This window comes from Shewanella scandinavica (assembly GCF_031932065.1).
In the GTDB taxonomy this organism is placed as follows: Bacteria; Pseudomonadota; Gammaproteobacteria; order Enterobacterales; family Shewanellaceae; genus Shewanella; species Shewanella baltica.
In genome coordinates, this window is record NZ_JAUOES010000009.1 from 68,749 (window position 1) to 93,322 (window position 24,574).

General features: G+C 45.2%; 21 protein-coding genes and 1 other annotated feature. Of the genes, 6 read left to right on the forward strand and 15 right to left on the reverse strand.

Going from position 1 to position 24,574, the window contains the following annotated elements:
* Window positions 1–3: 3 nt before the first annotated feature.
* Both Q4Q50_RS09900 and Q4Q50_RS09905 read left to right on the forward strand, forming a co-directional pair.
* The gene (locus tag Q4Q50_RS09900; protein WP_311899191.1) at window positions 4–2,880 is read left to right on the forward strand and encodes a valine--tRNA ligase; all 2,877 of its coding nucleotides are present in this window, start codon (window positions 4–6) and stop codon (window positions 2,878–2,880) included.
* A 325-nt stretch (window positions 2,881–3,205) separates the two neighbouring features.
* Window positions 3,206–3,655, forward strand: coding sequence for a c-type cytochrome (locus Q4Q50_RS09905; protein WP_006080801.1), 450 nt, complete (start codon window positions 3,206–3,208; stop codon window positions 3,653–3,655).
* Between the two features lie 74 nt (window positions 3,656–3,729).
* Here Q4Q50_RS09905 and Q4Q50_RS09910 read toward each other — a convergent pair whose 3' ends face one another.
* A complete protein-coding gene (locus tag Q4Q50_RS09910; protein WP_311899192.1) occupies window positions 3,730–4,422 on the reverse strand; it encodes a cytochrome b/b6 domain-containing protein in 693 nt (230 codons plus the stop codon).
* Window positions 4,423–4,721: 299 nt separating this feature from the next.
* On the opposite strand from Q4Q50_RS09910, the gene hpf reads away from it, so the two are divergent.
* A complete protein-coding gene (hpf, locus tag Q4Q50_RS09915; protein WP_006080799.1) occupies window positions 4,722–5,078 on the forward strand; it encodes a ribosome hibernation-promoting factor, HPF/YfiA family in 357 nt (118 codons plus the stop codon).
* A 1,639-nt stretch (window positions 5,079–6,717) separates the two neighbouring features.
* Window positions 6,718–6,834: a sequence feature (Phe leader region), on the forward strand.
* A gap of 41 nt (window positions 6,835–6,875) precedes the next feature.
* Window positions 6,876–8,870 (forward strand): chorismate mutase, encoded by a 1,995-nt coding sequence (locus Q4Q50_RS09920; RefSeq protein ID WP_311899193.1) that lies wholly within the window; start codon window positions 6,876–6,878, stop codon window positions 8,868–8,870.
* A 165-nt stretch (window positions 8,871–9,035) separates the two neighbouring features.
* Here Q4Q50_RS09920 and Q4Q50_RS09925 read toward each other — a convergent pair whose 3' ends face one another.
* The 11 genes from Q4Q50_RS09925 to ffh all read right to left on the reverse strand — a co-directional run bounded on the left by Q4Q50_RS09925 (window position 9,036) and on the right by ffh (window position 20,126).
* Window positions 9,036–10,340 (reverse strand): cation:proton antiporter, encoded by a 1,305-nt coding sequence (locus tag Q4Q50_RS09925; RefSeq protein WP_311899194.1) that lies wholly within the window; start codon window positions 10,338–10,340, stop codon window positions 9,036–9,038.
* Window positions 10,341–10,383: 43 nt separating this feature from the next.
* Complete coding sequence (locus Q4Q50_RS09930) at window positions 10,384–10,719, reverse strand: hypothetical protein (RefSeq protein WP_006080796.1); 336 nt, start codon at window positions 10,717–10,719, stop codon at window positions 10,384–10,386.
* A gap of 162 nt (window positions 10,720–10,881) precedes the next feature.
* Window positions 10,882–12,051, reverse strand: coding sequence for an FAD-binding oxidoreductase (locus Q4Q50_RS09935; RefSeq protein ID WP_311899195.1), 1,170 nt, complete (start codon window positions 12,049–12,051; stop codon window positions 10,882–10,884).
* 131 nt (window positions 12,052–12,182) lie between these two features.
* Window positions 12,183–13,847 (reverse strand): hydroxylamine reductase, encoded by a 1,665-nt coding sequence (hcp, locus tag Q4Q50_RS09940; protein ID WP_311899196.1) that lies wholly within the window; start codon window positions 13,845–13,847, stop codon window positions 12,183–12,185.
* A gap of 216 nt (window positions 13,848–14,063) precedes the next feature.
* Window positions 14,064–15,203, reverse strand: coding sequence for a bifunctional chorismate mutase/prephenate dehydrogenase (tyrA, locus tag Q4Q50_RS09945; RefSeq protein ID WP_311899197.1), 1,140 nt, complete (start codon window positions 15,201–15,203; stop codon window positions 14,064–14,066).
* A 26-nt stretch (window positions 15,204–15,229) separates the two neighbouring features.
* On the reverse strand, window positions 15,230–16,321 hold the full coding sequence (locus Q4Q50_RS09950) for a 3-deoxy-7-phosphoheptulonate synthase (RefSeq protein ID WP_311899198.1): 1,092 nt from the start codon (window positions 16,319–16,321) through the stop codon (window positions 15,230–15,232).
* Window positions 16,322–16,581: 260 nt separating this feature from the next.
* Window positions 16,582–16,935, reverse strand: coding sequence for a 50S ribosomal protein L19 (gene rplS, locus Q4Q50_RS09955; protein ID WP_006080791.1), 354 nt, complete (start codon window positions 16,933–16,935; stop codon window positions 16,582–16,584).
* A 34-nt stretch (window positions 16,936–16,969) separates the two neighbouring features.
* A complete protein-coding gene (gene trmD / locus Q4Q50_RS09960) occupies window positions 16,970–17,716 on the reverse strand; it encodes a tRNA (guanosine(37)-N1)-methyltransferase TrmD (RefSeq protein WP_006080790.1) in 747 nt (248 codons plus the stop codon).
* Between the two features lie 15 nt (window positions 17,717–17,731).
* A complete protein-coding gene (rimM, locus tag Q4Q50_RS09965) occupies window positions 17,732–18,262 on the reverse strand; it encodes a ribosome maturation factor RimM (RefSeq protein WP_006080789.1) in 531 nt (176 codons plus the stop codon).
* Window positions 18,263–18,282: 20 nt separating this feature from the next.
* A complete protein-coding gene (gene rpsP, locus Q4Q50_RS09970; protein ID WP_006080788.1) occupies window positions 18,283–18,534 on the reverse strand; it encodes a 30S ribosomal protein S16 in 252 nt (83 codons plus the stop codon).
* Between the two features lie 218 nt (window positions 18,535–18,752).
* Window positions 18,753–20,126, reverse strand: coding sequence for a signal recognition particle protein (gene ffh / locus Q4Q50_RS09975; RefSeq protein WP_006080787.1), 1,374 nt, complete (start codon window positions 20,124–20,126; stop codon window positions 18,753–18,755).
* A 289-nt stretch (window positions 20,127–20,415) separates the two neighbouring features.
* On the opposite strand from ffh, the gene Q4Q50_RS09980 reads away from it, so the two are divergent.
* Window positions 20,416–21,204 carry a cytochrome C assembly family protein gene (locus Q4Q50_RS09980; protein WP_220592342.1) on the forward strand — a complete coding sequence of 263 codons (789 nt, stop codon included), beginning with the start codon at window positions 20,416–20,418 and terminating at the stop codon, window positions 21,202–21,204.
* 98 nt (window positions 21,205–21,302) lie between these two features.
* Window positions 21,303–22,577, forward strand: coding sequence for an HlyC/CorC family transporter (locus tag Q4Q50_RS09985; protein WP_006080785.1), 1,275 nt, complete (start codon window positions 21,303–21,305; stop codon window positions 22,575–22,577).
* 100 nt (window positions 22,578–22,677) lie between these two features.
* On the opposite strand, the gene Q4Q50_RS09990 is transcribed toward Q4Q50_RS09985, so the two are convergent.
* From Q4Q50_RS09990 to pdxJ, 3 genes are all read right to left on the reverse strand, one after another.
* Window positions 22,678–23,199, reverse strand: a complete 522-nt coding sequence (locus Q4Q50_RS09990; RefSeq protein ID WP_311899199.1) for an Mpo1 family 2-hydroxy fatty acid dioxygenase — start codon at window positions 23,197–23,199, stop codon at window positions 22,678–22,680.
* A gap of 209 nt (window positions 23,200–23,408) precedes the next feature.
* A complete protein-coding gene (gene acpS, locus Q4Q50_RS09995) occupies window positions 23,409–23,792 on the reverse strand; it encodes a holo-ACP synthase (protein WP_220592340.1) in 384 nt (127 codons plus the stop codon).
* Window positions 23,792–24,529, reverse strand: coding sequence for a pyridoxine 5'-phosphate synthase (gene pdxJ / locus Q4Q50_RS10000; RefSeq protein ID WP_220592339.1), 738 nt, complete (start codon window positions 24,527–24,529; stop codon window positions 23,792–23,794). Before pdxJ ends, acpS begins: the two co-directional genes overlap by 1 nt.
* Window positions 24,530–24,574: the final 45 nt, after the last annotated feature.

Here is a 24,574-nt window from a genome sequence, read left to right on the forward strand (position 1 = left end):
CCCATGGAAAAAACATACGATCCGCAGTCCATCGAGCAAACGCTTTACCAAAACTGGGAAGAGCAAGGTTACTTCAAGCCACACGGCGATGAATCCCAAGGCAATTATTGCATCATGATCCCGCCACCAAACGTGACGGGCAGCTTGCACATGGGTCACGCCTTCCAAGACACCATTATGGATACTTTGACCCGTTACCAACGGATGAAAGGCAAAAATACCCTATGGCAAGTCGGTACTGACCATGCGGGTATCGCCACCCAAATGTTGGTTGAGCGTAAGCTTGAAGCCGAAGAAGGCAAAAATCGCCATGACCTAGGTCGCGATGCCTTTATGGATAAAGTGTGGGAATGGAAAGCGCAATCGGGCGGCACTATCACTAAGCAGCTACGTCGTATGGGCGCCTCTGTTGATTGGGACCGCGAGCGTTTCACTATGGACGAAGGCTTATCTAAGGCCGTGCAAGAAGTGTTTGTACGTCTGTACGAAGACGAGTTGATTTATCGCGGTAAGCGTTTGGTCAACTGGGATCCAAAGCTGCACACAGCTATCTCTGATTTAGAAGTGGAAAGCAAAGAAAAACAGGGCCACATGTGGCATCTGCGTTATCCACTGGCCGACGGTGAACTGACTGCCGATGGTAAAGACTATTTAGAAGTCGCTACCACGCGTCCAGAAACCATGCTCGGCGACAGTGCGGTTGCAGTGCATCCCGATGATGAACGCTATCAAGCGCTAGTCGGTAAGTTTATTCTATTGCCGATTGTTAACCGCCGCATTCCTATCGTGGCCGACGATTACGTCGACATGGCCTTTGGTACAGGGTGTGTGAAGATCACCCCTGCCCATGACTTTAACGACTATGAAGTCGGTAAACGTCACAACCTGCCAATGTTCAACGTACTGACCTTAGATGCCGCCATTCGTGCAAGTGCCGAAGTGGTGAACTCTGACGGCACCTTTAACAAAACGCTCGATGGCAGCCTGCCTGAACGTTTTGCCGGACTTGACCGTTTTAAAGCGCGCGATGCTATCGTCGCCGAATTTGACACTTTAGGTCTGCTCGAAAAAATCGCACCTCATGCCTTGAAAGTGCCTTACGGCGATCGCTCAGGTGTGGTTATCGAGCCAATGCTGACCGACCAATGGTATGTGGCTGTTGCGCCAATGGCGAAAACCGCTATCGAAGCCGTTGAAAATGGCAGCATTAAATTTGTGCCGCAGCAATACGAGAACATGTACTTCTCGTGGATGCGTGACATTCAAGACTGGTGTATTTCGCGTCAATTGTGGTGGGGTCACCGCATCCCTGCATGGTACGACGAAAACGGCAAAGTCTATGTCGGCCGCAACGAAGCCGACGTTCGTGCTAAGCACAATATCGCCGACTCAATGACACTGCGCCAAGACGAAGACGTACTAGACACTTGGTTCAGCTCAGCCCTGTGGACTTTCTCAACCTTAGGCTGGCCTGACAATTTAGAAGATTTAAAAACCTTCCACCCAACCGACGTGTTGGTGACAGGTTTTGACATCATCTTCTTCTGGGTTGCCCGTATGATCATGATGACCATGCACTTCATCAAAGATGAAGACGGCAAGCCACAAGTCCCGTTCAAAACTGTCTACGTGACCGGCCTTATCCGCGATGAAGCGGGTAACAAGATGTCAAAATCTAAGGGTAACGTACTCGATCCATTAGATATGATCGACGGTATCGGACTTGAAGATTTAGTTGAAAAACGTACCGGCAACATGATGCAGCCACAACTGGCAGCCAAGATTGAAAAGAGCACTCGCAAAGAATTTGCCGACGGTATCGAAGCCCACGGCACAGATGCACTGCGCTTTACGCTTGCGGCAATGGCATCAACGGGTCGTGACATCAACTGGGACATGAAGCGCTTAGACGGTTACCGTAGCTTCTGTAACAAGTTATGGAACGCCTCACGCTACGTGCTGATGAACACAGAAGATCAAGATTGCGGCCCAGGCTCACCACAGCACAAAGGCGGCGAAATGGAACTGTCGTTGGCCGATCGCTGGATTATTGGCTTGTTCAATCAAACCGTTAAGACCTTTGACGATCACATGACAGCCTACCGTTTCGACTTAGCAGCCAATACCCTGTATGAGTTCACTTGGAACCAGTTCTGTGACTGGTACTTAGAATTAACTAAACCGGTATTGCAAAACGGCACTGAAGCACAAATGCGCGGCACCCGTCACACCTTAGTGACAGTGCTCGAAGCGATGCAACGCCTGATGCACCCTATGATGCCGTATATCACTGAAACCATCTGGCAGCGCGTTAAACCGTTAGCTGGTGTCGCTGGTGATACCATCATGCTGGCACCGTTCCCAACATTTGATGCCGCAAAAGTCGATAGCGCAGCAATGGCCGATTTAGAATGGGTTAAGCAAGTGATTGTCGCCGTGCGTAACATTCGCGCCGAACTGAACATTGCCCCATCTAAGCCGCTAAATGCCCTACTTCGTGGTGTTAGTGCACAAGATAAAGCCCGTGTTGAAGCCAACCAAACCTTCTTCACCACACTTGCCCGCTTAGAAAGCATGACCATTTTAGCCGATGGCGAAACTGCGCCTATGTCGACCACAGGTTTGATTGGCGAAATGGAGCTGCTGATCCCTATGGCAGGCTTGATCGATGTCGCCGCCGAAATGGCCCGTATCGATAAACAGCTTGAAAAGCTCGGCCAAGAGATCGCTCGCATCGAAGGCAAATTGTCGAACCAAGGTTTTGTGGCAAAAGCTCCAGCCGAGGTTATCGACAAAGAGCGCGCTAAGATGACCGATCTCAAGCGTGACATAGACAAGCTCAACGAACAAAAATCAGAATTCGCTAAGTTAGAAGCTTAGGCTTCTCACTTGCTATGATTGGTTCTAACTGAATGAAGGGCAGCGACTAGGCTGCCCTTCTTATATCTATGTTAAATACAAAAATTAGTCGCTTACTGTTAAATTCATATATAGCCAAATCTTTCTTAGACAATGACTGGCTTAATACTAAAACCATCTAGATTAGTGTTGTTGTTAAACCGACATCAATTTTCATACAAATAACTTGTTACGTTTAGTCATCTTATCCAGACAAAAACTGACAAAAATGCTTCTAGTACATCAAGTTAATTTGTGTACAATAGAAGCGCAATGTCACACTTCGACGCTAATTTGTGAGAATACGATGAAAAAATTACTACTTACTCTCGTTGCCAGTACTCTATTGGCTTCAGCTGCACAGGCACACAATTTCGAAGATTCTAAAGATGCGATTGAATACCGCCAATCTGCATTTGGTCTTATTGCTTATAACTTCGGCGATATGGCTGCCATGATGAAAGGCAAAAAACCTTTCGAAGCGGAAACCTTCGCAATGCGTGCAACGAATGTTGCTGCATTATCAAAAATTCCTTTCGAAGGTTTTATTGATGGCTCAGACAAAGGCGACACTGAAGCTTTAGCCAAAGTTTGGCAAGACAGAGCTGATTTCGATGCAAAAATGAAAACTTTCCAAGAGAATGCCGCCATTCTTGCTACTGTTGCTCAAAAAGGTGATCAAGCTGAAATCAAGCAAGCCTTTATGAATACAGGAAAAAGCTGTAAAGGTTGTCACGACGTTTATAAGAAAGACTAGTCTATTTAGTTTTTCGTCCATCAAAAAGCCTGCTTATTAGCAGGCTTTTTGTTACTCAAACACTCAGCGTAAAACTATAGCACTTGCACTATCGGCCACATTAAATACACAAAGACCACAGCCGCTAATACACCCAGCAGCACTAAGGCAAGCCACTCTGACTTGAATGTAAGATCACGATTCACGCTTGATGACAGTGCCACCTTAGAGACCTTCTTGTAACCACTGAGCATAGCACCAACTAACTTATCGCCCTTGATGGCATGGATAACCACTGCCAGTACATGAATGGCACTCAGCGCTAGGATAAGGTTAAAGTTCATCTTATGTAGCCAAGTCAAAAATCCACTGGTATCTGAACTGACATAGTTATAGAGCGGACCTTCGGTAAAAATATCATCGGTCGCAAAAAGGCCTGTGACTAATTGCAGGCTAATGATCCCAATCAGTGCGACAACCATGTAGCCACCAATAGGATTGTGCCCCAGCACAACGGACATTCCCTTAGTTTTGATTGCTTTCAAGTAGTCGAGCACAACCTTAGGGTGATGAACAAAATGGCTAAACCTTGCCGTATCGCTACCAATGATCCCCCAGAAGATCCTAAATCCAATGAGGATCAGCAAACTATAAGCAAAAATTTGATGCCACTGCATTTCGCCAGCGTCAGCACTCCACCATAAAAGTGCCAACAGACACACCATGCCCCAATGGAAAATTCGCGTGGGTAAATCCCAGACCTTAATCTTAACGTATTCAGTATTCATAAAATGGGCAAACTCAAAGTGAACGAATGAAATAAGTTGAGGTATTTTATCGGGATTTGGGATGAAACTTAAAGTAAATATAAGTAAATAAGGGCAAAGACTACGGAATTATCCCATCGAATATGACCCGATTTAGCAGGCAATACAAGGCTTTTTGGCCAGGAATTATTGATATTTGTCTAAGTGATCAAATATCCAACGAACAGTAACGAACTGGTACAAAAATGTGATCTAGATCTCGTTTTATAGTGCAGACCTTGGTAATCTGAAATCCAAGGAAACAACAGAAGGTTCGAAATATGCTAAAGATTACTAGCAAGCAACTTGAAGTCACATCTCCTATTCGCGAACGTATTGAAAGCCGTTTCGAAAAACTTTCAAGGCATGATGTGCAAATGATAAATCCCCATGTAATCATTACGGAGGAGAAACCTGGTTTCAAAATTGAAGCATCGGTTGGCATCCCAAATGGAGAACTCTTCGCTCAAGCAAAACATGAAAATTTATATACTGCGATTAACGCTATGGGCCAAAAATTAGAGAAGCAGCTCAATCGCATAACACACAAACCGGAAGCACAACGTTCCACATCATTAACACCGACTAATAATATTGTTGAAGTTGACGACGAGTACGAGGAGGAAGATGCGGCATAATTTACGTTTAGTGAGTGCGAGAAACGCACCACTTTGAGAGCAATAAAGTAGAAATATTTAATCAGATCACAGTTTTTACAAAAGGTTAGTGCAATCATTTTAATGATGAAAAAACAGTTCGTTTGACTAAATACCTACTACACTTTACAAAGTGACAGCAAGAATCGAAGTGGTGCGAATTTAAATCGTTTCAAATGTTGATTTACTTTAATTTTTGATTTACAAATATTGATTAAAAGATATTATTTATAAATAACGTTACTGGATATAACTAAGGAGCACGACCAATCCAACCCATATAGTCTTAAGTTCTAAGATTTACTGTTAATGATTAATTTTACTTATAATTTTCACGTTCAAAAGCTCAATGTTATACCTTCAACTAGGTTCCACTTTCAATAGTAAGTTTAGAAAGGAGGCAACACAAAAGCGAACAATTTGATAATATTGATATTGTTGATATTAGTTACAATCAAGTATGTTGGCATTCACTAAAAGTAGTGCTCAATTTTGACCGAATAACAGGATGACCACCAGAAACAGGCGGCATTGCTGAATACCAGAGTAAACATAAGGAGCCGAGTACAGCGCAACGAGTACATTAGCGAAACCTTTAACTATCCAATTTTTTATATCCACAATGGAGGCCTAGGTAAACATAAACAAAAGTCACATTAACAAAAGCTAAATTGGCAAAAGTGCTTATTGCAAAACGGGTCGGCACCAATGCGTGCTAAACACGGAGATAAATGAGCTAACAACTGTCACGCTTAGTTAGATGTAGATTAGTTATATGAAGTGAGTCATATTTACACTGATATGTAAGTTAGCGTTTTTAGCGTGAGATTTAATGTAAGCGTTTAATGCAAGTGCAATACGTTGGTTTTATTAAAAGTTATTAGTTTACTTAGTGTTATTTGCATAGTAAAAACTGTAAATCGTATAAATATTTATTTATGTAATGTGTTAACTTTTACCGTTAGTTGAGTTTTGATACTTTATAGACACCTTAAATAATGTTTAATTATCAACTAAAAAGGAGGGCATCTAGACTTGACGAAAATTGTAATAACAGTAAATGAGAGCTTTTTATACGCTCCATGTATTAACATGTTAGGTTTTAAATTAAAAAGTAATAATGGTAATAATGTAAGTAGCAAGACCTAAACGCGTGACAAGGCTAAGCTGTTCTTACAGCAAAATGTACCTAGTACAACCAATGAGCCGTAAATCGTTTATTTTTAAATGTTCGTTTTGTTAGTGTTAGTTTTTAATGTTATAGCTCCACGCAAGTGTTAATTGTTAAAATATAAGTGCAAGACATGTCAACGTAAGTTCGCTGGTACTGCAAACTGCATAGTTTCAAGGTTATACGCTATGCCGCATAAAGTACTTGTTAATGTTCATTGTAAATGCAAGTCGTTATCTAGTGAGTTGTTAACGTTTTACTGTTACACGTAAATGTAAGATAAACGAGTGTTTTACCTTGTCCCACACTGACCATAAGGAGGATAAACTCGCTTGACCATATATTCATACTCAAACCAGCGCACCCTCGGGTGCGCTTTCTTTTTAGGCTGTCTGTGAGAAAGTTTTGATTGACAGCTAAGCCCTAGCCCTTTAGTTTTAAGACCATGAAAATGATAACAGCAGCTTTTTTTACTTTATTTTTTACACCCCCACTCTAGGAGGCGGATTTACTGTGTAAAAACGAAAGTAAAAATCCAAAGCCTCCCAACTGGGAGGCTTTTTTGTCTTAAACGATTGATAAAATACATGGCGGCAATTGAGGTCAGAATGCATACACCACAGCCTTTAAATCAAACCCGAGAGCAGATCACCAATCTGGATAATGAACTGCTGGCATTACTCGCAGAGCGCCGTCGCTTAAGTCTAGAAGTGGCCCGTAGCAAAGAAGTGGATGTCAGACCCATCAGAGATACTCAAAGAGAGAAAGAACTGCTCGCTAGACTGGTGAAAGAAGGCAGAGAAAAGGGATTAGATGCCCACTATGTTATCTCCCTTTACCAAAGCATCATTGAAGATTCTGTATTGAATCAACAAGCTTACCTTCACGGCCGTGCCAACCCAGAAACACAAAAACAGCAGTATTGTATCGCCTACCTCGGTGCACGAGGCTCTTACTCTTATCTCGCAGCGACCCGCTATTGCCAACGCCGCCAAGTTGAAATGCTAGACTTAGGTTGCCAAAGTTTCGATGAAATAGTGCAAGCCGTTGAGTCTGGGCATGCTGATTATGGTTTCCTACCGATTGAGAACACTTCTTCAGGTTCAATCAATGAAGTCTACGATGTACTGCAGCACACCAGTTTATCGATCGTTGGTGAAACGACGATTGAAGTCAGCCATTGCCTTCTAGGAAAAGCTAGCAGTAAATTAGCTGATATCAAAACTGTCTATGCCCACCCTCAGCCTATTAGCCAATGCAGCAGATATTTAACTCAACACAAAGACTTGAGACTGGAATACTGCTCAAGCAGCGCAGAAGCAATGGAAAAGGTAAACCAAAGTCCAGATAACAGTGCTGCAGCGATTGGCAGCGCCGAAGGTGGTGCACTCTATCAGCTTGAGTCCATAGAAGCAGGTTTAGCTAATCAGAAGATCAACCAAAGTCGCTTTATCGTTGTTGCTCGCAAAGCCGTTGCCGTACCAGAGCAGTTACCCGCTAAGACTACATTGATAATGGCAACGGGCCAAAAAGCCGGTGCTTTAGTAGAAGCTCTGCTGGTTCTGAAAGCGCATCAGTTAAACATGAGCAAATTAGAGTCACGCCCGATTCCAGGAACACCTTGGGAAGAGATGTTCTATTTAGATATCGACGCGAATATCTCCAGTGAATCTATGCAGGCGGGTTTAAAGCAACTCGAGCGGATCACCCGTTTTATCAAAGTATTAGGCTGTTATCCTTGTGAAACAGTCAAGCCCACGCAGCTAAGCAACAGCCAGTTACTGATTGAACCTAGCACCTCTAAGGATCAAGTCATCAGCGAGAATGGAGCAAATACCAGCCCTGTTCGATATAGCAAAGCCTATAAAGAGCAAGCTAGTGAGATCAACTGCGGTGCAATGACAATCGGTGCCGGGCATGTCGGTGCCATAGCGCAAATCACGCTGAATAATGATATTTCACACTTAGCGTTATCGGCTTTCGAGCAGCAAGTGAAACAGCTTAAAGAAGCGGGATTCCAAGCGGTTCTACTTAATGCTGTTAATCAAATGGCTATGGCGGAAGTAACCCTAGCTAAACTGCGTCAAATCCTGCATCAATATGGTCTAGTGTGCATTATTGCCATAGAGCAAGAAGCTGATATGCCATTAGCCGTTCAGCACGCCGATATGCTGTTTCTAGCGGGTAAGCAGATGTTTAATCAAACCTTACTAACTCAAGCGGGTACGTTGCCAATACCTTTGATACTTGAACGTAACGATATGGCAAGTTTTGAAGAATTACTCACGGCAACAGAAGTGATCTTAAGCCAAGGCAATCAGCAACTGATCCTGTGTGACTCTGGCATTAGAACCTTAAATAACGCCAATCTACCCTCACTCGATTTGGCTAGCCTGATCCAGATTAAAGCCACGAGTCATTTGCCCATTTTGATCAACCCTAGCTATGCCGTTTCGGATGATGCCCTACTGGTTCAAACCCAAGGTATTAAGCAGCTTAAAGTGGATGGATTGATACTCAATTGCCCACTCGACAGCAATAATGACTCTGAGTCGCTTAACTTAATTAGCGCTGTAGTGCGGGAATTATATCGGGCGGTTTAAAACTTTGCTCTTGAGTGATTTAATTTAAAGTGAAATGGTGTTAGTTCGAAGTGTATTCAGGGATAAAAGGCACTTATTTTATCCCTGATTGACTGAATTAAGCCTGCTAGTCAGCGTGATGACTAACAGGCTTAATATTGTTTACTATCGTAGCGCAATCATCCTTTATGCTTTTTCAGAAGCGCCGACAGCCCTCGATGGTTCGGTAACCGCATTACTCCTGCGGATAAGCCCTGTCATAGTAGAGCCCTGCACTAAAATCGAAAATACGACGACGGCATAGGTCATCACTAACAATAATTCCCTCAGCTCCACACCACCAATAGCATCTATGATAATTCCCTCAGGTAAACTCATCGCCATCGCGAGTGCTAATCCTCCCCTTAAACCACCCCAAATCAGAATCGTCTCTGCATAGGGGTTGTAAGACTTAAACAGCCTAAAGCCGAGATAAGGCAATACCACACTCACGGCACGCGCCAATAACACCAATGGAATCGCCACAAACATAAACCACCACAATGGTGCTTTAAAAGTAACTAACAAAAGCAGTAAGCCGAGCAGTAGGAAGAGTAAAGCATTGAAGAAGGATTCAATCAGCGACCAAAATGTCAGTAACTTCACTCGCTCGTTGCGAGCAAAAAATTTAGGCACACTGAAATTACCTATGATGATCCCCGCGCTCACCATAGCTAAAGGTCCAGAAACTCCAAACACTTCCGCCATCACATAGCCCGCGGTTGGGATCAACAGTGTAACCAGCATCAATTGCGTTTCTTCCTCACAGTAGCGGAAAAAATGATGCAATAAAAAGCCAAGTATGCCGCCATAAATGACCCCACCTACCGCTTCACGAATAAATAACTCAGAGATATGGATAAATGTTAGTGGTTCAGTGGAAAAAGCAACTTGCGATATCGCCACAAAAATCACTAACCCTATACCATCGTTAAATAAAGACTCACCCTCCACTTGGATAGCAATATCTTCCGGTGCACCCATTTTCTTTAAAATAGCCAAAACGGCGATGGGATCGGTGGGAGAAATCAAGGCGCCAAACAGCAAGCAGTGGCTTAGTTGTAGCGGTAGACCCAACATAGGTGCGACCCAAAATAACAGTCCTCCTATGATAAAGGTCGATAATAAAGTGCTGACAAAGGCGAGAATTAAAATCTCCCACTTCTGATGCCTTAGTATTTTTAAACGGATCTGCAATGCGCCGGCAAAGAGTAAAAAACCTAACATGCCATTGAGCAGCAAGGCTTGAAAATCGAGCTTCTCTAAGCCTGAGACAAAATACAAATAGACATACCCGCCTAAGGCCTTTCCCCCTAGGAGTAATAACAAACTCATGCCTAGGGCGATAGCCGTAATGGCCACAGTTTCCTGCAGTTTATGGACGCGTGAAGAGACAACTGAAGTGACTAGCGCCAAGGCGCAGAGGATACACAGAATTTGGTAACTGGACATAAGAGCCTCTAAATATCATCAATTTAGAGACTCTAGCACAAGTTTAGATTTCTAAACCATCCAATAGACTTAACCACCCTTTAATGATCCTGTGGCAAAACCAAATGATCCCAAAAAGATAAATCGAAAGACTGAGCCAAGTTAACGGCACGCAATAGCCGAGCACTAACAAGCCAAGAAAGGCGACATTAGAATGCCGTTGCCAACGCAAATGCGACGCCAATAATGGGTTTCCATGAGATTGACGTTGGGAAACATTAATGAACAAACTTAGCAGCACGGGAAGTAATAATAAGGGAAAGCCCGACATCAAGGCGTACAACAAATGCCCAAGAGAACGGTCTTCAATTTTTGCGGCATAAGTGGTTGTCATTGTCATTGAGAGACTCCAGCCAGACTAATGGACTGGGCGCCAACATCATACGCCCTTGTCATTAACCTTACGTTCTCACTGAGATAAGCGCAACTAAGGATTAGAAATATTTCCATCCATTTAAGAATAAGCCTGATAAGCCCTGTATAACTATCACTAATCAGCGCGCTAGAGTTTTAGTCTCACATCGGACGTTAACGTTGTAGAGCACGCCAGCACAAACCCCGCGTCAATTTCCGCAGGACTCAGTGTCATCACACTCGTTGATGTGGTTTCTCCCTCCAAGACTTGGCATTTACAAGCGCCGCACACGCCCGAACGACAAGCCGCAATAATCGGTAATCCTTCAGACTCGATTCCCTCAAGTAAACTCAGCCCTTGTGTTAGCTTTGTGCTGCGATCCCCAATAGCTAAGTTAAAAATAGGCAAGGTAAAAGCCCCTGCTTGTGGATTATCATGCGTTTCAGTAGGTGAATTTGCTTGCATAAGCTGATGACGTGCAGCTTTCTCCGCGGTGGCAAAACTCTCATGGTGTAACTGACTCATATCAAAATTGAGTTCGGCCAATAACACTTTTACGGCCTGCATATAAGGCTCAGGCCCGCAGAGATAAACTGTTCGCTCAGTAACATCAGGCACTAAGGTTTGCAGCATCTGCGCAGTTAATCGCCCTATATCAAAGCTTATCTTTGGAGAGAATAAAAGTGATTCGGTCGCCGACTCCAGCGCATAACTGAGTTTGAATGCGTTAAAGCGGTTTGCCATCGTCTCCAATGATGATTTAAAGATAATATCGGCGTCTGAGCGCGCGCTGTGCACAAAGGCAATATCGGCATCAATTTGAGTATCAGTTAGATAACGTGACATCGAATACATGGGCGTAATGCCGCAACCTGCACTCAAAAACAAGTATTTCGCCGCAGGGATATCAACTAAGTTAAATTGCCCCGTCGGTTGCAGTACGCGCACTCGCTGGCCTGGCTGCAAGTGATCAATAAGATAATTAGACACCAGTCCACCCGCCACACGCTTAATTGTCACCATCAAGGAATAGGGTCTCGATGGTGATGACGACAAAGTATAACTGCGGCACACTTGCTCGCCGTTAATGTCGAGCACAAAGGTCATAAACTGGCCGGGCTTATAGTCAAACTTCATCGGCTCGCCCGCCTGAAAACGAAAACTCACCACATCGATAGTTTCATTCCAGCGTTCAACGCACACCAGCTCACTTAGCCCTGCTCCGATTTGCGCTGGCCCACCGTCTACTGGGTTAACACTTTTGGGTTTATGGAGCGCTTTCGCCCCTGCCATCACACTCAAATTTATCGCATTCATTACATTTTACCTGCAACACACTGCGGTTTTAACCCTCGGCAAAATCGAAATTAAAACCGCAGTTAAGCAACCACTCATTGCTGATTTAAGCCACAATATTCAGCGGACTTCAGCAATGAGCACCGACTGATTTACGCCACGTTCAACATGGTCTTTAAATCGGCCTCAACTGTGGTGGTATTGCGTAAGCCAAACTTCTCCTCCAAAATTTTGGCGAGATTGGCGGTTAAAAATGCAGGTGGTGTCGGGCCTGTGCGAATGTTTTTCACACCGAGTGACAACAGTGTCAGTAACACCACAATGGCTTTTTGTTCGAACCAAGAGAGCACTAAACTCAATGGTAATTCATTGATATCACATTCGAATACTTCAGCTAATGCAATCGCTAACTGAATCGCAGAATAGGCATCGTTACACTGGCCCACATCGAGCAAGCGTGGGATACCGTTAATATCACCAAATTCGAGCTTATTGAATTTGTACTTACCGCAGCCTAAGGTCAAAATTAATGAGTCCTTCGGCGTCGATTTAGCAAGTTCCGTAAAATAGCTTCTGTCAGCCTTGTCACCATCGCAGCCGCCAACGAGGAAGAAATGCTTAATCGCGCCACTTTTTACATTTTCAACCACAGCTGGCGCTGCCGCCATTAAGGCATTATGGGCAAAACCAATGGTGATAGTGTGAGGGATTTCATCGTAGATAAAGCCTTCTAATGCTAACGCTTTATCAATCACAGCCGAGAAATCATCGCCTTCGATATGCACCACACCAGGCCAACCCACTATGCTACGAGTAAAGATACGATCGCTATAACTGCCAACATTGGGGTCGATAATACAATTGGACGTCATCACCACAGCGCCAGGGAAATTGGCAAATTCTTGCTGTTGATTCTGCCAAGCACTGCCGTAATTACCGACAAGGTGCGGGTATTTTTTAAAGGCAGGATACGCCAGTGCGGGCAACATTTCGCCGTGGGTAAACACATTGATGCCCTTACCGACTGTCTGCTCAAGGATAAGCTCTAAATCCTTCATATCATGACCAGAAACTAAAATTGCCTTGCCCTTAACGGGCTTAGTATTCACAACTGTTGGCTCTGGATGACCAAAGGCCTGAGTTTCACCCGCATCCAGCATTGCCATTATGCGATAGTTCAACTGACCAATATCCATCGCAGTGGTAAATAGTTTATCGCCATCGACACTCGGCTCACCTAAGAAAGACATGATTTCATGGAAGCGCCCTGCAACATTGGCATCAGTCTGTCCCAGCACGCGAGCATGTTCCATATAAGCAGCCGCGCCCTTAAGGCCATACAAACACAATAGTCTTAACCCCATGATGTCTTCATGAACGTCATGCTTATCTTTATTCAGCAGTGCAATTGGTGCCTGCGCTAGCATTTCAATCTTACTGGTCCCCAGCACTAACTGAGCGACTTGCGGCACTTGCTCAACGGCAATACCCGCTTGTTCACAAGCCGCTTCGTAAGAAGCTTTTAACTGAGCACGATAATGAGCCGCCTGCTGGGTATAGGCCATAATGCGCTCGTCATCGAAATTTACGTTGGTGAGGGTCGCGAAAAAGGCTTTAGGCACAAAACTATCAATTTCAGCATCGATAATGCCCAGCTCGCGGGCTTTAACCGCATACACAGACACGCCTTGCAGCATATAAATCAACAAATCTTGCAGATCAGACGTTGCCGCCAACTTGCCGCACATACCTTGGGAATAACTACAACCATTGCCAGCGGGTGTACGAATGGTTTGCTCACACTGAATACAGAACATGGATAGGCTCCTAATTTAAATTCATGCTTTATTTTTGCATGTTTAAAACTAGTCTACCTAAACACACCATAAGCGACAGTCATTTTTAGAATGAGATGCTAAATGTTAGAGAAAGATCACTTTAAGTGATCGCTAATATAAGCAGTCAAACCTGCCAAAATTTCATAAAAAAACGCCCATCAATGATGGGCGTTTTAAAGAATAACTTGTTATTTATTAATTGGTTTTCATATCATTTACCGATTGCAGCATAATACGACTTTCACGCTGAAATTGGGGAGCAAAATCCCCAAACCATTTAGCGACGGTTTGGAACTGCTTAATAAACTCGTCCCTGTCACCGCGTTTTAGCAGCTCCAACGCCTCACGGTAGTTATCTAAGTAATCGCCGATTGCATGTTGGCTATCTTGCTGGGCAAAAATAATATCGGCGTAAAGCTCTGGGCTTTGAGCGAATAATCGCCCTACCATAGCCAATTCTAAGCGGTAAATCGGCGAGCTAAATTGCAGTAAAGTATCAATATCTGCCTCTTCCTTGCACAGATTCAAACCATACACAAAGGTCGAAAAGTGACGCATTGCCTGCACTAACTGCATCGCACTGTCGTGACGTTCAGGCTCTGCTTCGACAATCCGCGCGCCCCATATTGCGATCTGCTCGAGTAACCATTGGTATTTATCAGGCTCACGTCCGTGGCACACCACCACGACTTGCTTCGCCAGACTGCCCACATCGGGACCAAACATAGGATGAAAACCTACAACCGGACCAGAATGCGCCTCAAGCATAGCGTTAACCGGCTCAGTCTTAATGGAGGTCAAATCTGCCAGAATGCAGTCTGCCGGTAATTGGTTCAGCTTTTCACGAATAAGCTCGCAAGTAATCGCAATCGGCACAGTCACTAACACCATTCCCGCATCGGCAAATAAGCTATCTGCTTGCTGCCAATCGTCTTTATCAAGCAACTCCACTTGGTAGCCTGATAGGGTCAGCATTTGTGAAAACAGTCCACCGAGTTGCCCTTTACCGCCGACAATCACCACAGATCCTAAATCTTTTTTAACCTGCTTAAAGCCAACATCTTTTTCATTGAGATAAGACTCACGCATCAAGCGGCGTAAAATATCCTCAATTAATTGCGGCGCAATCCCCATGTTTTTCGCTTCTTCGCGGCGTTTAGCGAGCATGGCGGCTTCACGCTGCGGTGCATAAATCGGTAAACCGGCGCCGTGTTTCACTGTGCCGACTTGCGCTACGAGATCCAAGCGCTTACGCAGTAAATGCAATAATTGCTGATCGACACCATCAATCAGACCGCGAAGATGTTCTAATTCGGCCGTTGTTTTTTCATTCATACTTGAGTCCATTAAGCTGTAGCAATTTACGCATTAGCTACTTTAAGCATATCGAAACGCGTTGGAAGTATTGAAGATAACTTCGCCGCGCCGTCACGTAAAATGGTTTCTGTTTTTTCCCAGTTAATACAGGAATCTGTCACAGATACACCATAAGCTAGCTCGCTTAATGGCTTATCACAGCTTTGATTGCCTTCATTTAAATGGCTTTCTAGCATAACGCCGATGATCGATTTATTGCCGTTATAAATCTGCTCGAATACATCTTCACACACAAGCTTTTGGCGGCTGTAGTTTTTGGATGAATTACCATGGCTACAATCGATGATCAAACGTGCATTGAGTTTAGCTTTGTGAAGTTGTGCCTCACATTCTGCCACACTTGCGGCATCGTAGTTGGGTGTTGCGCCGCCACGTAAAATCACATGACCATCGGGATTGCCCGCAGTTTGTAATAAGGCGACTTGGCCCTGTTGGTTAATGCCCATAAATCTGTGACTGCTGGCCGCCGACTTTAGCGCATTAATCGCGACATCGAGCTTACCATCGGTGCCATTTTTAAAGCCAACTGGCATAGAAAGACCCGATGCCATTTCCCTATGGGTTTGCGATTCAGTGGTGCGGGCACCGATGGCCGACCAAGTCACTAGCTCAGAAATGTACTGAGGGCTGATAGGATCAAGCGCTTCAGTGGCGACTGGTAGCCCTAATTCGGCTAACCAAATCATCAGCTCACGGGCCATTTTCAGACCTTTTTCGACATCGAAGGATTCATCCATATCGGGATCGTTGATCATGCCTTTCCAACCTACCGTGGTACGCGGCTTTTCAAAGTAAACTCGCATTAATATGTAAAACTCATCACTGAGTTCATCGTGCAGGGTTTTAAGCCTTAAAGCGTATTCCTTAGCGGCGGCGATATCATGGATGGAGCAAGGCCCGGTGACGATCAATACTCGATTGTCGCGCTTATGGACGATATCAGCCACGGTTTTGCGGGCATTGAGGATATAACGATAAGCATGCTCAGAAAGTGGCAAGGCATTTTTAAGCTCTTGCGGCGTTATTAAAACTTTCTCTGAACTAATGTGTACGTTGTTAATCGTATCTTGTTGCATGCTTACCACCTAAGACTTAGTGTTTAACCCAGTTGTCGAAGCAGGACTTCAAGTCAGCTTGGGCATTCATTTCGGAAGAAAAATAGCGTAAATCCATCGCAATGTACTTTTGTAATGCTACACCATTACAGCTAGGCGACCACTATGCCTGTTCATTCTCTTTAGATCAAGTATAAATACTCAAAAAACAGCAACAAAAAACCGCCACTAGGGCGGTTTTCTGTGCGAACACTACGTCTTGTTTTCTGTAGCGGTAACTATTACTTAGTTGCCAGCTTCTCACGGATACGTGCAGATTTACCTGAACGATCACGCAGATAGTACAGTTTGGCGCGACGAACGCGACCACGACGCTTAACTTCAATGCTAGCGATCAGTGGGCTGTGCGTTTGGAAAGCACGCTCAACACCTTCGCCATTAGAGATTTTACGTACTGTGAATGCAGAGTGCAGACCACGGTTACGCTTAGCAATTACAACGCCTTCAAAAGCCTGTAAACGCTCTTTATCGCCTTCTTTAACACGAACCTGAACTACTACTGTATCACCAGCACCAAACGCAGGTACGTCTTGTTTCATTTGCTCATCGTTGAGCATTTTAATGATGTTGTTCATAACTTACTCCGTTCTAGAATTAACTGAGCTACGACTAAGCATGCTTGTTCATTGCTTCAACGAACTGCGCTAATAGAGTCGTTTGTTCGTCAGTCAGAGCTAGATTTTGCAATAATTCTGGCCGTCTCAGTAAAGTCCTACCAAGGCTTTGCTGTAAACGCCAGAGTCTAATTTGTTCGTGGTTGCCACTTAGCAGCACTGCCGGTACGTCAACACCATCAAGGCTTTCAGGGCGAGTGTAATGTGGACAATCCAGTAAACCGTCGGAGAAAGAATCTTGCTCCGCCGAAGCTTGTTTTCCTAGCACGCCAGGAACCAATCTCGATACTGAATCTATCAGAGTCATCGCCGGTAATTCGCCACCCGAAAGCACGTAATCTCCTATCGACCACTCTTCATCCACTTCCGTTTGAATGATGCGTTCATCAATACCTTCGTATCGACCACAGACCAAAATCAAACGTGATGATTGAGCCAACTCAGTGACGCCTTGCTGATCCAGCTTGCGTCCTTGAGGTGACAAGTAAATCACCTTCGCACCTTCACCCGCTGCGGCTTTCGCTGCATGGATAGCATCGCGCAAGGGTTGCACCATCATCAACATTCCGGGACCACCGCCGTAAGGCCTGTCATCTACCGTATTATGCCTATCATGGGTGAAATCACGGGGATTCCACGTGTGCAACTCGAGCAGGCCGTTTTTCACGGCTCGACCCGTAACTCCAAAGTCTGTCACGGCACGGAACATCTCTGGGAACAGGGTTATTACCCCTAACCACATCTGTTGTACCTCGACTTAGAAGTCAGGATCCCAATCCACTAAAATCTGTTTACCTTGCAGGTCCACCGTTTTGATGAACTGCTCAGGGACAAAGGGGATCATACGTTCCACTTTGCCGAAACTATCTTTAGCGTTGGCTTTAACGAGTAATACGTCGTTCGATCCTGTTTCCACGATCTGATCGACAATCCCCATGTTATAGCCTGTTGTATTGACCACTTCGCAACCGATGAGATCACGCCAGTAGAATTCATCTGCTGGCAAATCGTTCATCTGTTCCGGCAAAATCGCAATCTCACAATTTGTGAGCATTTGCGCTTGCTCCCGTGTTTCTACGCCATCAAGCAAGGCAACAACGGCCTTGCCTTGATAACGCCACTGGGTGACCTTTATTTCGCGCCATTCACCATTTTCTTTAATAAGCCAAGGTGAATAGTCAAAGATACCTTCAACAGAATCGGTATAGGCGGTGATTTTCAGCCAACCTTTAATGCCATGACAGGAGCCTAATTTCCCCAGTACGACTGGCTGTTGGTTACTGCTCATCAATCTATACCTTAACGCTATTAAGCTGTTGCTTTACGAGCGTCTTTGATCAGTTTTGCTACACGTTCTGTAGCAGCTGCACCGTTAGAAACCCAGTGCTCAACGCGAGCTAGGTCTAAACGTAAAGTTTCTTCTTGGCCACGGGCCAATGGGTTGAAGAAACCTACACGCTCAATGAAACGACCGTCACGAGCGTTACGGCTATCAGCAACAACGATGTTGTAAAATGGACGCTTTTTTGCGCCGCCACGAGCTAAACGAATGGTAACCATGCGTTTTCAATCCTCTAATGATTTGCTTTGAAGCAAAAATAAAAACTGGAACCCCGTGTTCGCGAAGAGTCCCAGATAGAAAGCCGGAAGATTTTACCTGAGTTTCCAACTAATGCAACCAAAGATGGCGATTATTACGCCTGCGTCCTTCGTAAGCGGTTCATTGTTACCAGAGTCAACCGACTGATAAAGTGCTAGGTTTAACTAAAAATGTCCGATTAACGGCCTGGAAATTTCATTCCAGGCGGCATCATGCCACGCATTCCGCGCATCATTTTTTGCATGCCGCCCTTAGCAGACATTTTTTTCATCATCTTTTGCATTTGCGTAAACTGTTTCAATAAACGGTTTACGTCTTGGATTTGCGTGCCAGAACCCGCAGCAATACGACGCTTGCGTGAACCCTTGATTAAATCAGGGTTCTTACGCTCTTTGGACGTCATCGAATTAATGATGGCTTCCATTTGGCCTGTCATTTTGCCGTCTTGGATTTGCGCTAAGGCTTCTGGGGGCAATTGACCTACACCGGGCAGTTTTTCCAGCATATTCATCATGCCGCCCATGTTTTTCATTTGCTGTAACTGCTCACGGAAATCTTCTAAATCGAAACTGCCACCCTGCTTCACTTTCGAAGCCAGTTTCATGGCTTTTTCTTTATCGACGCCGCGCTCAACTTCTTCGATAAGCGATAACACATCGCCCATGCCCAAAATACGCGAGGCAATACGGTCCGGATGGAAAGGCTCTAACGCATCGGTCTTTTCACCGACACCAAGGAATTTAATCGGCTTACCGGTAATATGACGAATCGATAACGCTGCACCACCACGGGCATCACCGTCGACCTTAGTTAAAATCACACCGGTAAGCGGTAAAGCTTCGTTAAACGCCTTAGCCGTGTTCGCCGCATCTTGACCTGTCATAGCATCCACAACGAACAAGGTCTCGATAGGCTTAACCGCAGCGTGTAAGCCTTTGATCTCGTCCATCATGGCTTCGTCGACGTGTAGACGACCCGCGGTATCGAGAATAACAACATCAATGAACTTTAATTTAGCGTGGGCAATCGCCGCTTTCGCAATGTCGATTGGCTTTTGGCTGACGTCCGATGGGAAAAACTCCACCGCGACTTCTTGCGCTAACGTCTCAAGCTGTTTAATCGCCGCAGGACGATAAACGTCGGCACTGACCACTAATACCGATTTTTTATGGCGTTCACGTAAAAATTTACCCAGTTTGGCCACACTGGTGGTTTTACCCGCACCTTGCAAACCAGCCATCATGATCACGGCTGGCGGCTGAGTGGCTAAATCTAAGGCTTCATTCGCCTCACCCATGGATTTTTCAAGTTCACTTTGAACTATCTTAATGAAGGCTTGACCTGGGCTTAAGCTTTTAGAGACTTCTTGGCCAACGGCACGTTCTTTTACATTATTAACGAACTCGCGCACCACAGGCAGGGCAACATCGGCCTCCAGCAGTGCCATACGCACTTCGCGCAGGGTTTCCTTAACGTTTTCTTCAGTTAAGCGACCACGGCCACTGATATTTTTCAGTGTGCGTGACAGTCTGTCGGTTAGGTTCTCAAACATCGTCCTGTTCTATACCTTTAAGAATCTCGATTGATGGGCTGTATTATAACGATGCATGCGCATTATGCTACTGCTGCACCCATCTTGATTGTGGTTAAGTGTTTTACTTGCGCTGAGTCATGTTTTATTGTCGTTAACACACTATTTAACCCTAACAATAAGAATCTGCTAAATTTTGCAACTCATGTCACTGCCCATTTGCCGACGGCTCATGTTATTCTAGGGAAAATATTGATCTGTATGCCCCGTTTATAAGGCACCTTTAACTACACAAATAGGTTAATTACCCATGGTCATCTTTTCTGCCTCAGCCATGTTTTTTTATTGCATTGCATTGGTACTAGTGACGAGTCGATTGTTCCACCCCGACGGTCCGAATCGCCGCGCCGTCGCAGGTATAGCAGCTATTGCGGTCATTCTGCATGCTGCAGCATTATCCCAAGTGATTTTCACCACCGATGGGCAAAACTTTAGCCTGACGAACGTGATTTCCTTAGTAAACTGGATTATCGCTTTCACTTTTACAATATTAATGTTCAGGCTGAAGGTGATTGTTGTAGTGCCCGTGGTTTACGCCTGTTCTGTGCTATCGGTCGCCCTACTCTGGTTATTGCCGCCTAAGTTCATCACGCATTTTGAGCTTTATCCTGAAGTTTTAGCCCATGTCGTCTTGTCACTCATGGCCTACAGTGCCCTGATGATTGCCGCCCTGTATGCGATACAGCTGGCGATGATCCAGAATAAGCTGAAGAAAAAACAATTTATGCTAAGCCCTGGTATTCCGCCGCTGATGACAGTTGAGAAACAACTTTATCATTTAGTGATTATCGGCGTTATCTTACTCAGTTTGTCACTCGCAACCGGCTTTATCTTTCTTGAAGACATGTTTGCAGACGGCAAAGGTCATAAGGCAATCCTGTCGATAATGGCTTGGTTTGTATACATAACTATGTTGTGGCAACAGTATTGGGTCGGCTGTAAAATTCGTACCGCGGTCATTTATACTCTGACTGGCGCCACCTTACTTTCGCTCGCTTATTTTGGCGCGCGCATTGTCAAAGAGTTAATCCTCAACTAAACATTTAGTCGGCAAAGGCAGTTAATGCTGCTGCCGACTTGACACTTTTTTTAAATGTCGGTATTTACTTAAGTTTACTGGCCACATTGGAGCCTTTTTTGGACGCTATATCGACAAGCGCACTCCTGATCGTTTTACTAGTGCTTATCCTATTCTCTGCCTATTTCTCAGGCTCAGAAACCGCCATGATGACACTCAACCGCTACCGTCTACGCCACTTAGCCAGCAATGGCCATAAAGGAGCGATTAGAGCTTTGAAGTTGCTTGAGCGTCCAGACCGTTTGATTGGCTTAATATTAATCGGCAATAACTTAGTCAATATTTTAGCATCGGCTATCGCCACTATTATTGGTATGCGCCTCTGGGGGGACTTAGGTGTCGCCATCGCTACCGGTGTGCTGACACTCGTTGTATTGGTATTTGCTGAAGTCACCCCCAAAACCATCGCCGCACTAAATCCCGAACGTATCGCCTTCCCCTCCAGCATACTGCTGCGCTGGTTGTTGATCCTATTAGCGCCCTTCGTGAAGGGCGTTAACCTCATCACGTCAGGCTTTTTACGTTTGATGGGAATTAAAACCGTCAATAGTAGCGATGCGTTGAGCCAAGAAGAGTTGCGCACTGTCGTACATGAAGCTGGGGCACTTATCCCCCAACGTCACCAAGAAATGCTGTTATCTATCCTAGATTTAGAGAAAGTCACCGTTGAAGACATTATGGTGCCGCGCTCGGATATCTACGGGATTAACGTCAATGACGAATTTAAAGTCATCAATCGTCAGGTGATCCAAAGCCCGCACACCCGAGTGTTAGTCTATCGCGACACAGTTGACGATGCGGTGGGCTTTATTCATTTGCGCGATGCCCTGCGATTACAATCGAAAGAGCAATTCAGCAAGTCATCTCTGCTGCGCGCGGTGAAAGAACTCTACTTTGTGCCAGAAGGTACGCCACTCAATGTGCAGCTGGCTAACTTCCAGCAGAACAAAGAGCGCATCGGCTTAGTAGTTGATGAATATGGTGACATTCAAGGTCTGGTGACGCTCGAAGATATTCTCGAAGAGATTGTCGGCGACTTTACTACTTCAATGTTAACCACGCCGAGTGAAGATATTAAAGTGCAGCAAGATGGCAGTTACTTAGTCGATGCCAGCATTACCATTCGCGATTTGAATAAAGAAATGAAGTGGAACTTCCCGACCGACGGCCCTAAAACCCTCAACGGTCTGATCCTAGAATACCTAGAGGAAATCCCCTCAGCTAACACGAGTTTACGTTTAGCCGGTTATCCCTTAGAGATTATCGATGTGGCAGAAAATATGATTAAAACCGTGCGTATCATACCGCTGCATTATCACCCGCCCAGAGCTTAGCTTTCGATTTCCCCCATAAAAAATCGGCCGAACCACATACTAATATGTAGTCCGGCCGACTGCTCCCCCGAGCAATACTTTTCCCAAGTGATGTAACGAGTTAAATCTTTTTCGCCTCAAGTGCACGGCGCTTTTCAATCGCCATCGGCGTTATCTGGGCATTGAGCGCCTTTTCTAGGCCAAACATAAAATACACTTCCGCCATTAAGAAAAATGGCCCAATTAGTAACTGATTCAAATCATCCACAAAAGCAGGCTTGGCTTTTTCATATTGATGGCCGATTAGCTGAAATACCCAGCCCACCACAAATACCCCTAGGGCAAGCCAAGTGGCACCGGCGATATGTGCCGCCCATTCAGTCGTGAGCAGTACAGGAACCATAAATAAGATCAGCCCCATTGAAAGCCTTAAGTGCAAACGGACATAGTAGGCCGACACTAACACGCCGACAATCACGGCTAAACTGGTCTCACCCAGACTGCCAAGCGGAATACGTACAGTGGCCAACAACAGGAACGCAGACCAAATAATCAGTGGGATACCAATAAAATGGGTCTGAATATTACGCTGATTTAAGTGCACACTTTTGTAGGTCGATAACTGCTCTGCGGCGGATTTCATTCTGGGTTCCTCTTCATTTGCCCCTGCTTTGCCTGCGCCAAATTGAGAGGCGCGCAAGCCATAAACTAACGTAAAACAATTAAGCTGAACAGCAAAAGTAAATAAATTGTTGCATTCACTGGTTTGGCACTTATTTTGATACCCATCCAGAAATGAAAAAAGGAACCCTAAGGTTCCTTTTTTACCGCCAACAGACACAAAACTCGGATTTATTGAGACTCTATGATTACCGTCGCAATCGCATAGGATTTTTCATCGGCAATAGAGATATGTCCAATCGTCGCTTTAAGCTGCTGTAAGCGCGCAAGCGCCCCTTCAGTAAAGTGAATCGTCGGCGCACCATCAGCATTATTACCAATGTGAATATGCTGAAACGACACGCCGCGGCCAATGCCCGTACCGAGCGCTTTGGCTGCAGCTTCTTTGGCGGCAAAACGCTTGGCAAGATAACGGCTTGGCTGACTATGGCCAGTATAAATGGCCAACTCAGCCTCGGTTAGCACACGTTTCGCCAGCTTATCGCCTGCGCGCGCCACATGCGCCTGAATCCGCTCAATCTCAACGATATCTGTGCCTAGGCCGACAATCGCCATTATTCGCCTCGACGACCTTCAAGCATTAACTCTTTCATGTCTTTTACTGCTGTCGCTAAACCGTCAATGGCGGCACGGGCGACAATCGCATGGCCGATATTGAGTTCATATAACTCAGGAATCGCCGCAATCGGTTTCACATTGTGATAATGCAAACCATGACCCGCGTTAACCACTAAACCTTTGCCATGAGCGTATTTGGCCATTTCGCTGATACGCGCAAGCTCAGTGGCTTCTTCTGCTTCCGTTTTCGCATCAGCATAACAGCCAGTATGGATTTCGATAAGCGGTGCGCCTGACGCAACGGCGGCATCGATTTGAGTTTTATCGGCGTCGATAAATAAAGAGACTTGAATGCCCTCAGCCGCTAAACGAGTGACCGCTGCAGTGATTTTATCTAACTGCCCCGCCACATCTAAACCGCCTTCAGTCGTGACTTCTTGGCGCTTTTCTGGCACTAAACAAACATAGGTCGGCTTAATGTCACAGGCGATGTTAAGCATTTCCTCAGTCACTGCACATTCAAAATTCATGCGGGTTTTCAAGGTTTTTGCCAGCAAATATACATCGCGGTCTATGATGTGGCGTCTGTCTTCACGCAAATGGATAGTGATGCCATCGGCGCCAGCATGTTCAGCAACGGCAGCAGCATGCACAGGATCAGGATAACTGGTGCCACGGGCTTGGCGCAGAGTAGCAATATGGTCGATATTCACGCCCAATAAGATACGGCTCATCGGGAACTCCTTAATGTTTAACGCTGATATTGCGGCCTATTGTAC

What these genes read in the sequence shown, in the direction of transcription:
- Q4Q50_RS09900 (WP_311899191.1), top strand. Translation starts at nt 4, where the DNA reads ATGGAAAAAACATACGATCCGCAGTCCATCGAGCAAACGCTTTACCAA.
- Q4Q50_RS09905 (WP_006080801.1), top strand. Translation starts at nt 3,206, where the DNA reads ATGAAAAAATTACTACTTACTCTCGTTGCCAGTACTCTATTGGCTTCA.
- Q4Q50_RS09910 (WP_311899192.1), bottom strand. Translation starts at nt 4,422, where the DNA reads ATGAATACTGAATACGTTAAGATTAAGGTCTGGGATTTACCCACGCGA.
- hpf (WP_006080799.1), top strand. Translation starts at nt 4,722, where the DNA reads ATGCTAAAGATTACTAGCAAGCAACTTGAAGTCACATCTCCTATTCGC.
- Q4Q50_RS09920 (WP_311899193.1), top strand. Translation starts at nt 6,876, where the DNA reads ATGCATACACCACAGCCTTTAAATCAAACCCGAGAGCAGATCACCAAT.
- Q4Q50_RS09925 (WP_311899194.1), bottom strand. Translation starts at nt 10,340, where the DNA reads ATGTCCAGTTACCAAATTCTGTGTATCCTCTGCGCCTTGGCGCTAGTC.
- Q4Q50_RS09930 (WP_006080796.1), bottom strand. Translation starts at nt 10,719, where the DNA reads ATGACAATGACAACCACTTATGCCGCAAAAATTGAAGACCGTTCTCTT.
- Q4Q50_RS09935 (WP_311899195.1), bottom strand. Translation starts at nt 12,051, where the DNA reads ATGAATGCGATAAATTTGAGTGTGATGGCAGGGGCGAAAGCGCTCCAT.
- hcp (WP_311899196.1), bottom strand. Translation starts at nt 13,847, where the DNA reads ATGTTCTGTATTCAGTGTGAGCAAACCATTCGTACACCCGCTGGCAAT.
- tyrA (WP_311899197.1), bottom strand. Translation starts at nt 15,203, where the DNA reads ATGAATGAAAAAACAACGGCCGAATTAGAACATCTTCGCGGTCTGATT.
- Q4Q50_RS09950 (WP_311899198.1), bottom strand. Translation starts at nt 16,321, where the DNA reads ATGCAACAAGATACGATTAACAACGTACACATTAGTTCAGAGAAAGTT.
- rplS (WP_006080791.1), bottom strand. Translation starts at nt 16,935, where the DNA reads ATGAACAACATCATTAAAATGCTCAACGATGAGCAAATGAAACAAGAC.
- trmD (WP_006080790.1), bottom strand. Translation starts at nt 17,716, where the DNA reads ATGTGGTTAGGGGTAATAACCCTGTTCCCAGAGATGTTCCGTGCCGTG.
- rimM (WP_006080789.1), bottom strand. Translation starts at nt 18,262, where the DNA reads ATGAGCAGTAACCAACAGCCAGTCGTACTGGGGAAATTAGGCTCCTGT.
- rpsP (WP_006080788.1), bottom strand. Translation starts at nt 18,534, where the DNA reads ATGGTTACCATTCGTTTAGCTCGTGGCGGCGCAAAAAAGCGTCCATTT.
- ffh (WP_006080787.1), bottom strand. Translation starts at nt 20,126, where the DNA reads ATGTTTGAGAACCTAACCGACAGACTGTCACGCACACTGAAAAATATC.
- Q4Q50_RS09980 (WP_220592342.1), top strand. Translation starts at nt 20,416, where the DNA reads ATGGTCATCTTTTCTGCCTCAGCCATGTTTTTTTATTGCATTGCATTG.
- Q4Q50_RS09990 (WP_311899199.1), bottom strand. Translation starts at nt 23,199, where the DNA reads ATGAAATCCGCCGCAGAGCAGTTATCGACCTACAAAAGTGTGCACTTA.
- acpS (WP_220592340.1), bottom strand. Translation starts at nt 23,792, where the DNA reads ATGGCGATTGTCGGCCTAGGCACAGATATCGTTGAGATTGAGCGGATT.
- pdxJ (WP_220592339.1), bottom strand. Translation starts at nt 24,529, where the DNA reads ATGAGCCGTATCTTATTGGGCGTGAATATCGACCATATTGCTACTCTG.